Source organism: Microbacterium sp. CCH5-D1 (genome assembly GCF_001557335.1).
Classification (GTDB): Bacteria; Actinomycetota; Actinomycetes; order Actinomycetales; family Microbacteriaceae; genus Microbacterium; species Microbacterium oxydans.
In genome coordinates this window covers 22488-28686 of the sequence record NZ_LSJW01000032.1, presented here as the reverse complement: position 1 = coordinate 28686, position 6199 = coordinate 22488, and the positions used below count along the sequence as shown (strand labels likewise).

The window sequence follows — 6199 nt, the reverse complement described above, 5'->3', positions numbered from 1 at the left end:
GGCGAGCGCCCGGTGCGTCGTCGAGGTCGATCGGACCGCCGTGCAGCAGCGTCCGAGCGCCGCTGTCGACGTCGACGCGCAGCACCTCGTAGTCGAGGTAACCGTCGGATGGGCGCGGCTGGTACCGCACGACCAAGGCGTCTCCCTCGTGCACGGCGACATCCCCGAACTCGAAGTCCCCGAAGTCGAAGTCGCCTTCGTCGCCGACGGCATCTCCCGGCAGATCACGCACCGCCATGGTGGTGGTATCGAGCACCGAGAGCATCGGCATCACATGCAGCCGGTCGCCCTGCAGTAGGACCAGTTCGGTGGGCGAGAGCGCGGCGATCGCCCCGACATGCGAGAGCGGGTCTTCGGGCTCGGTGTTGAACCGGGTGAGCGTCTGGCCATTGGCCCCGACGTGCAGCCATGATCCGGACGAGACGGTCCAGAAGCCGCCGGCCCCGTCGTCGGACAACACACGCATCCCGTAGGCCAGATCGATCGGCTCGCCGGCCGGTGTGGCCTCCGGGCCCGCGCCGACGGAGGAGTTCTGGAACGGGATCGCCTCGAGTGTCCAGTCCTCAGGCCCGACCGCCTGCTGCGGGGTGCATCCGGCGGTGAGCATGATCGCCGCGATGACCGAGGCGCCGTGCAGCATCCGCTGCCGAGCCCCTCCGCGCTCCTGCATATCGATACTCTGCACGCTCCGGCTGGGAACTCCCCGCCTCTCCGCTGGCCCGCCGGAACCGGACCGGACGAATGGTCGGATGCGGCGGACGCCTGATCGGGCGTCGGCCTCCGCGGACTGCGAGTGTGGAGAACATGACCACGACTGCCCCCGTCCCCACCCTGCCGCCGTCCGCGGCTGTCCGCATCCGCTACGGCGGACTGATCGTCCTGATGCTGATGGGGTTCCTGCTGGTCACGGCCGAGTTCCTTCCCAACGGCGTCCTCACCGAGATGGCCGACGGGCTCGGGGTCACCCCGGGGCAGGCAGGGCAGACCGTCACCGTCACCGCGCTGGTGGGGCTCGTGGTCGCTCCGACCGTCGGACTCATGTTCCCGCGGCTCGACCGGCGGTCGCTGCTCGTATGGATGGCGCTCGCGGCCGCCGTGTCGAACCTCATCGTCGCGATCGCCCCGAACCTGATCATCGTGCTGCTGGCGCGCTTCCTGCTGGGCGCGGCGATCAGCGCGTTCTGGGCGATGTCGATCACGGTCGCGGCACGGCTCGCGGGACCGGAGAATCTCGGTCGCGGTGTCATGTTCACCTCGGCGGGGGTGTCGCTGGCGACGGTGGCGGGTGTGCCGCTGGGTGTCATGCTGAGCGAGCTCGTCGACTGGAGGATGGTCTTCGCCATCGCCGGTGTGCTGATGGTCGTCCTCGCCGTCGTCCTGCGTTTCGCGCTGCCCTCGGTTCCGGCCGAGAGTGCGTCGAGCCTGCGTCTGCTCGTGGACACGCTGCGCCGCCCGGGGATCGGTCTCGGCATGGTGGGCCACGTCCTGGTCGTGCTCGGACACTTCCTCGCCTACACCTATGTGCGTCTCGCGTTGGAGCGCATCCCCGAGGTGGACGCCTCGACCATCGTGGTGCTGCTGGCGCTGTTCGGTGTCGGCGGGCTCCTCGGCAACATCACGATCGGGCTCGTCATCGACCGCACCTTCGCGTTCTTCGCGGTGTTCGCACCGCTGGTGATCGCCGTGTCCGTGATCTCGATGATCCTGTTCTCCGGGTCGATCATCGGCGTCGGCATCGTCGTGCTGGTGTGGGGCTTCTTCTTCTCGTCCTGGTTGATCGTCGCCAACACCTGGGTCGGTCACCGCATGCCGGATCGTCTCGAAGCGGGAGGCAGCCTGGTGGTCGTCGGGTTCCAGGGAGCGATCACGCTGGCGGCGGGCATCGGCGGTCTCCTCGTCGACACCCTGAACGTCGAGCTCGTCTACGTGATCGGCGCGATCGCGCTGCTCGCCGGTGCGGTGCTCTTCGGCGTCTCCAACCGGGTCAGCAGCAGGGACTGAGCCGCGCGCGGCCTCAGGCCGAGACGGGGAGGCGGTGGGCGAGCCGCCACGACGAGGGGGTCATGCCGGTGCGGCGTCGGAACGCACGGCTGAACCCCTCGTCGGAGGCGTATCCCAGCTCGCGCGAGATGTCGGAGACACTGCGTCCGGCCTCGAGCATGCGCTTCGCCGCATCGACACGCACCTCGGTCACATAGTCCGCCGGTGAGCGGCCGACCGCGCTGCGGAACCTCTCCGCGAAGGTCGACCGCGACATGGCGCCGATGCCGGCCAGGCGCTCGACCGTCCAGTCGCGTCCGGGCTCCTCGCGGATGGCGTCGACGACGCGGTCGAGGAATGGATCGTTCGACAACGAGGGCCATCCCGTCGGCGCGCAGCCGTTCGCCGCCCATGCCCTGATCAGGGACAGCAGCACGGTGGTCGCCATCATGCGGCAGATGATGGGGTCGCCCTGGCGTGCGGGTGTCACCGTGTGATCGATGATCCCCATGTTGAGGGCGAGGGCTGCGGCGGCGGGCTCCACGGCGTCGAAACCGGTGACCGTGAGGAACGGGGGCAGCAGGGCGGGGAGCGGGGATGCCGCATCCGCGAGCTCGATGTCGGCGATCATCAGACTCGTGTCGTCCTGTGCTTCGAGGACGAAGGGCGAACGACCGAGCGTCAGGAACGCGTCCCCCGCCACGAGCATGTCTCGGCGGGCCTTCGGGTCGAGGGCGAGGGAGTCGAGCGAGAAGCGCTTCGAGTCGGTGTCGACGTCGAGTCGGCAGCCGTCGCCGAGCGGCGGGTGCCCGTTCACGCCTCCTGCGGCGACGTAGACCAGGGTGATGCTGTCGGCCGGGATGGGCAGCAGCGATCCCGCGGGCAGCGAGGCGCGTCGACCGATGCCGACACGGAGGTCGACGGAGCCGAGCACGTTCGAGAGCGCATCCGCATCCACTGTCACCATGCCTTCGGCAACGCCGTCGGGCCGTTCGCTATTCCGTCGCGGCGTCTGTGGCGGCCTTGCGATGATGCGCTGTGCGGTGTCGGCGCTCCGCTGACCGACCTCAACCATTCGGTTGATTCGGAGCCCTGAGCGTGCGGATACGGTGGAGGGACACCACCCGAGGAGTACCGTGTTCCGCACCCCCGACCGCCTGTTCCGAGTTCTCGCGATCGCCGAGGCGATCACCTGGACGATCCTGATCTCCGCGATCATCGCGCGCGCCGTCGGCGCTCCAGGAGTCGTGGTGACCGTGGGCGGTGGCATCCACGGGTTCGTGTTCCTGTCGTACGCCGCGACGGCGATCCTGGTCGCGCTGAACCAGCGCTGGCATCCCGGCGTCGGCGTGCTCGCGGTGGCCAGCGCCATCGTCCCCTATGCGACGATCCCCATGGAGATCTGGCTGCATCGCACCGGCCGACTCACCGGAGACTGGCGCCTCGAGGCGACGGACGATCCGCGCGATCGGCGCTGGTACGACCGGCTGATGCGGTGGTTCCTGCAGCGGCCGTGGGTGCTCGCGCTGCTGCTGGTCGTGGGCATCGTCGCGCTGTACGTCATCCTGCTGCTGATCGGCCCTCCCGGCGGGAAGTGAGCCGACGCGGGCCGTCCTCCGCCGATCAGGGCGTGACGACGACCGCGTTCTCCTCGTTGATCTTCGCCATGGTCGCCTCGGCATCCCCGGCGGTGCAGTCCACGATCACGGAGAGTCCCACCCCGGTCTGGGTGAAGGCGCGTGCGGCCATCAGCCAGGTGCGGCTGCCGTCCACTCCGACGACCTGACGCGTCTCGACTCCGCCGTTCCCTCCCGCCATGTAGCTGAACTCACCGGTGGTGGCGAGCGGCGTGATGTCTGCCGTCGGCATCTGCAGCAGCACGCCGAGGATCGCGTCGGACGACGCGCTGTCGTCACCGGGGACCACGGCCACGTCGGTCGTGTGACCCTGCCAGAACCGTGCCGTGCACGTGCCGTCGACCGTGCCGTAGGTCCACCCGCCGTTGCCGTCGTCCGGCGCGACGATCTTCCACCCGTCGTCGACGACGAGACCGTCGCCCCACTCGATGTAGGTGTCGCTCGTGAGATCGAGCCCTTCCGCGAAGGTCAGGGTCGAACCGGAGGGGCCGTCGGCCGGTGCGTCGGTTTCCGTGCCCGCAGAGGGAGCGTCGGAGGGCGAGCCCGTCGGGATCTGCGCGTACAAACATCCGCTGAGGGACAGGACGGCCAGGGTGGCGACGGCCGCGGCGGTCAGGCGCAGGGAGATCGAGAAGGCGCGCGTCATGCCGGTCAGCCTAGTCCGGTCCCGTTGCGCTCTCACGCCGATGATCGTTCAGTGCGCGGTGGCCACGCCGATCGAGTCGTGCACCATGACCGCCGCGACCCGAGCGCCCGCACCCGCTGCGACGATCAGCTGCTGCGGTCCGGGAGCCGCCGCGTCGCCTGCAGCGTAAAGTCCGGGTACGTCCGTGCGCCCTGAGCGGTCGATGCGCAGATGCCCGGCGTCATCCGTCGCCGGTGCGATCCCCTCGAGGAACGACAGCGTGCTGTGCCATTCGGGGCGTACGAATCCGCCGTCGATGGCGACCGTCGTGCCGTCAGCCAGGCGGATGCTCTCGATCTGACCTCGGTCGCCGACGAGCTCGACGATGGGTTCCCGGCGTAGCGCGATCCCGGCGGCGGCGAGTTCGACCTCCTCCTCCGCCGTGACCACATCCGCGCCGTGGGTGAACACCGTGAGGTTCTCGGTCAGGCGACCGATGAGGCGGGCACGTTCGGCGATGTCCGGTGCCTCACCGATGAGGGCGAGGCGACGTCTCCGGAGCTCCCAGGCATCGCAGGCGGCGCAACTGAACAGACTCATGCCGTAGTAGCCACGGAGGTTCGGCACCTCGGGGAGCGTCTCGCGCAGGCCGGTGGCGAGCAGCACGGCGCGTGCCGTCACCGTCGTCTCCGCCTCGCGGCGCCCGATCTCGGCCGCGAACCCGCCGTCGCTCGGGCGAAGCGAGGTGACGCGGGTGCGCCGTCGCACCTCGACGTCCGGATATGCCGAGAGCTCCTCCCTCGCGAGCCGGCGCAGCTCCTGCGGCGGGATGCCGTCGCGGGTGAGGAAGCCGTGCGATCGCAGGGTCGCAGCATTGCGTGGACGATCGGCGTCGATCACCAGCACGCGCATGAGTGCGCGGCCGAGGTTGAGGGCGGCGGACAGACCGGCCGGCCCGCCGCCGACGATGAGCACGTCGTAATCGGTGCTCTCGCTCCCACCCATCGCCGCAGATCTCATCCGCACGGTCCTTCCGAGAAAGGGACGGATCCATGCCGCGGCGTCTGCCGGGCGACACCGCCGGGGCGGCCGGTAAGGCTCGCCTTACTCTCATCCTGCCACGGTTCGACGCCCGCGGCGCCGTGTGCCTCAGCCCCGCCGCACGGGCTGCTGCAGTTCCGTGACCCAGTCCGACTGGTCGTCGGAGACGGCGCGCACGTAGAGCTCGCGGCAGGGGCCGTCGTGCGTGAGGCCGCGGGCCACGATCTCGGTGTGGATCGCGTGCCAGCTCTCGGCGATGTGCTCCATCGAGCCGAGGTGGATGCCGCACACGGCCTCGTCGGCCGGAGGCAGCTCGATGATCTCGAGACCTTCCCGTGCGGGCCCGGCATAGATGTATCCGGCGATGACCTGCAGGGCGTCGTCGAGGGTCTCGTACTGGGCGATCGGGGTCGCCAGGGAGTGGTCGTCGCCGATGATGTCCGCCACAGTGTCGAACGCGGGACCGACGACACCTGCGACGGCGGGCTGGTCGGCCACGATGGTGCGGATCGCGGCCAGGCGGACGGCGGGGAGCGGCTTGTCGATGATCTCGATCTGGGACATGTGATTCTCTCTCTCGATGAGGTGGAGGCGCCTTTCCACGTCGACGAGTCTCTCTGCGGCGACGCGGTGCTCCTGCTCGACCTCGGTGCGACGGATCCGCAGCAGAGCGGCGATGCGCTCGGCATCGACGCCACGGTCGAGGATCGCGGAGATGTCATCGAGCCCGAACCCCAGCTGGCGCAGGGCGACGATCCGGTGCAGCCGTTCCAGCTGTGACGGATCGTAGGAGCGATAGCCGCTGAACTCGTCCACGTGGGCGGGCATGAGCAGGCCGGCGGCGTCCCAATGCCGGAGCATCCGGTGGGTCACCTGGCCGATCTGCGCGAACGCTCCGATGGACAACATGCCTCAG

At 69.5% G+C, this 6199-nt stretch carries 7 protein-coding genes; 2 read left to right on the top strand and 5 right to left on the bottom strand.

The genetic code is table 11. The features are described from left to right. Window positions 1-670, bottom strand: a 670-nt coding sequence (locus tag AX744_RS02055) for a hypothetical protein (RefSeq protein ID WP_157543497.1), incomplete at its 3' end; no start/stop codon positions are given. Window positions 671-804: 134 nt separating this feature from the next. On the opposite strand from AX744_RS02055, the gene AX744_RS02050 reads away from it, so the two are divergent. Further along, complete coding sequence (locus AX744_RS02050; RefSeq protein WP_061015246.1) at window positions 805-2001, top strand: MFS transporter; 1197 nt, start codon at window positions 805-807, stop codon at window positions 1999-2001. Between the two features lie 13 nt (window positions 2002-2014). Here the strand turns inward: AX744_RS02050 and AX744_RS02045 are convergent, their stop codons facing one another. Next, window positions 2015-2947, bottom strand: a complete 933-nt coding sequence (locus AX744_RS02045) for a helix-turn-helix domain-containing protein (protein ID WP_052748777.1) — start codon at window positions 2945-2947, stop codon at window positions 2015-2017. A gap of 169 nt (window positions 2948-3116) precedes the next feature. Here AX744_RS02045 and AX744_RS02040 point away from each other — a divergent pair, with 169 nt between their 5' ends. Further along, window positions 3117-3578: a DUF3817 domain-containing protein gene (locus AX744_RS02040; protein ID WP_061015245.1), complete on the top strand. Its 462-nt coding sequence runs from the start codon at window positions 3117-3119 to the stop codon at window positions 3576-3578. Window positions 3579-3603: 25 nt separating this feature from the next. On the opposite strand, the gene AX744_RS02035 is transcribed toward AX744_RS02040, so the two are convergent. The 3 genes from AX744_RS02035 to AX744_RS02025 form a co-directional block, all read right to left on the bottom strand. Continuing rightward, window positions 3604-4263: a hypothetical protein gene (locus AX744_RS02035; RefSeq protein WP_058632338.1), complete on the bottom strand. Its 660-nt coding sequence runs from the start codon at window positions 4261-4263 to the stop codon at window positions 3604-3606. A 48-nt stretch (window positions 4264-4311) separates the two neighbouring features. Then, complete coding sequence (locus AX744_RS02030) at window positions 4312-5262, bottom strand: NAD(P)/FAD-dependent oxidoreductase (protein WP_061015244.1); 951 nt, start codon at window positions 5260-5262, stop codon at window positions 4312-4314. A 129-nt stretch (window positions 5263-5391) separates the two neighbouring features. Next, the gene (locus AX744_RS02025) at window positions 5392-6192 is read right to left on the bottom strand and encodes a MerR family transcriptional regulator (RefSeq protein ID WP_058632336.1); all 801 of its coding nucleotides are present in this window, start codon (window positions 6190-6192) and stop codon (window positions 5392-5394) included. Between the last annotated feature and the right edge of the window lie 7 nt (window positions 6193-6199).

Coding starts and splice junctions, on each gene's coding strand:
- AX744_RS02050 (WP_061015246.1), top strand. CDS start 805: ATGACCACGACTGCCCCCGTCCCCACCCTGCCGCCGTCCGCGGCTGTC.
- AX744_RS02045 (WP_052748777.1), bottom strand. CDS start 2,947: ATGGTGACAGTGGATGCGGATGCGCTCTCGAACGTGCTCGGCTCCGTC.
- AX744_RS02035 (WP_058632338.1), bottom strand. CDS start 4,263: ATGACGCGCGCCTTCTCGATCTCCCTGCGCCTGACCGCCGCGGCCGTC.
- AX744_RS02030 (WP_061015244.1), bottom strand. CDS start 5,262: ATGAGATCTGCGGCGATGGGTGGGAGCGAGAGCACCGATTACGACGTG.
- AX744_RS02025 (WP_058632336.1), bottom strand. CDS start 6,192: ATGTTGTCCATCGGAGCGTTCGCGCAGATCGGCCAGGTGACCCACCGG.